Source organism: Bradyrhizobium sp. WSM4874 (assembly GCF_055811835.1).
On the sequence record NZ_JBVVPR010000129.1, the window covers coordinates 1 to 2212 of the forward strand.

Annotated in this window: 2 protein-coding genes; both read left to right on the top strand. The window is 63.5% G+C overall.

Annotated elements, in window-relative coordinates:
* Window positions 1-105 precede the first annotated feature (105 nt).
* Window positions 106-1707 carry a tetratricopeptide repeat protein gene (locus AC0L3P_RS39555; protein ID WP_473309404.1) on the top strand — a complete coding sequence of 534 codons (1602 nt, stop codon included), beginning with the start codon at window positions 106-108 and terminating at the stop codon, window positions 1705-1707.
* A 22-nt stretch (window positions 1708-1729) separates the two neighbouring features.
* The coding region (locus tag AC0L3P_RS39560) for a hypothetical protein (protein ID WP_473309405.1) at window positions 1730-2212 on the top strand (483 nt) is incomplete at its 3' end.

A 2212-nucleotide genomic window follows, 5' to 3' on the forward strand; every position in this document is an offset into this window, starting at 1 on the left:
AAAACGCAATTGCCATTGCCAATCTCAGCAGTACGAACTTCGGCGCCCTCGGTTTTATCGGCGCCATCTGACCAGATTTATTCTGAACAGAAAACGGAGGGGCCGATGCGCGCGCTCGCCTTGAGAACCGTCTCTCTTCTCGCCCTCGCTACCCTGAGCTCGATTTCCGGCACGCCCGCCGCACGCGCGGAGGACGGGGCCGATGAGCAATTTGGCAAGGTGCACTTCCAGACCTCCTGCAACGAGGTGGCGCAGCGCCGCTTCGATCGCGGGATGCGTTATCAGCACTCGTTCTGGTACCGGCCCGCAAAGGAAATTTTCGAGGAGACGCTGCAGGCCGATCCGGAATGCGCGATCGCCTATTGGGGCATTGCGCTGAGCCTGCTGTACAATCCGCATTTTCCCGCGCCTAAGGAAAACCTCACCGGAGGTATCGCCGCGCTGCAGAAGGCCAAGGCACTCGGCGCCAAGAGCGAACGCGAACGCGACTATATCGACGCGCTGCTGGCCTTCTATTCGGGCGACGAAAAGACGACGTTTGGCCAGCGCGCGCAGGCCTATCTCAAGGCAACCGAAGCCGTCGCCGCGCGCTATCCCGATGATGACGAGGCGCAGATCGCCTACGCCATTACGCTGAATGTCACGGCGTCACCAAACGACAAGACCTATGCCAACCAGCTCAAGGGCGCTGCTATCCTGGAGCCGATCTTCAAGCGCCAGCCGCGGCATCCCGGCGTCGCGCATTATCTGATCCACCTCTATGACTATCCGGCGATCGCAGAGCAAGGACTCGACGCTGCCAAGCGCTATTCCGAGATCGCGCCGGCGGCACCGCACGCCTTGCATATGCCGTCGCACATCTTCACGCGCGTCGGCTACTGGAACGAATCCATCGACGCCAATAGCCGTTCCGCCAAGGCTGCCAAGGAGGGCAAGGACCCAAGCGAGCAGCTGCATGCCGACGACTATATGGTCTACGCCCTGCTCCAGCTTGCGCAGGACAGCCGAGCCAGCGAGGTCATCGCGGACATGGTTGCGACCACGGGCTATGCGCCGGCTGTCCGCGCCGGTCCCTACGCGATAGCAGCCAGCCAGGCGCGCTATATGGTCGAGCGTGGTGATTGGCAGGGCGCTGCTGCGCTGAAGGTCGAGCCGAGCCGGTTTGCCTATGTCGATGCGATCACCTATTTCGCCCGCGCTCTTGGCGCCGCGCGCTCCGGCAATGCAGACGCAGCAACGGCGGACATCGCCAAGCTGGCAGAGTTGCGGGACAAGCTGCAGCAGGACAAGGACGCCTATTGGACCGAAATCGTGGACATTCAGCGGCAGGTCGCTACAGCCTGGCAGCTCAACGCCCTGGGGAAACAGGCGGATGCGCTGGAAGCGATGCGCCTTGCCGCCGATGCCGAAGACAAGACCGAGAAATCCATCGTGACGCCGGGTCCGCTTGCCCCCGCACGCGAGCTTTACGGGACCATGCTGCTCGAACGTGGCATGGCGACGGAAGCATTGGCCGCGTTCGAAAGCACCATGCGCAAGGAGCCGAACCGCTTTGGCGCGACCATCGGCGCCGCTCGCGCGGCCGAGAAAGCGGGGGATGCTGTGAAGGCCCGCCAGTACTACGCGAAAGTCGTCGAAACGGCGAGAAATGGCGACTCGTCTCGGGAAGACCTCGCGGCCGCACGAAAGTTGATGGCTCAGAATTAGCAAAGGTGCCGCGGCAACGTCCATGCGCTTGACCAGCAAATTCGTTGCAATCAGCGCAGCCAGTGCGCTGCTCTGCGCCGCCGCTGCGGTCTGGATATTGCGATCCGGTGAACCGGCACGCGCAACATCGGCCTCCGGCGAGGTCCGCCCGGTGTGGACGGAAATCGACTGGCCTTTCGGCGCGGATCCCTGGGGGAAAGGAAAAGCGTTCCGCTGCAAGGCCGAAGATTGCGGCGGCGAGGTCCAGCTCTACGTCCGCCCCAAGCTCGGCTTTTGCAATTGCGCTACCGGCGTCGCCGACGACGGCGACCTCGAACAGATGGGCGACCTGGCGCTGATTGGGAGGGCAACGCCGACGGCTGCCGGCCGAGAGATTGTCGTCGGTCCGATGCGCGGCCGCAGCCGGGCATACCGCGTCGAAGGGAACCCCAAGGCCGCGCTCTCACTCGCCTTCAATCAACGCTGCGACATGGTAGCCGCGACGGCTTTGCTCGCACCGGGCGCG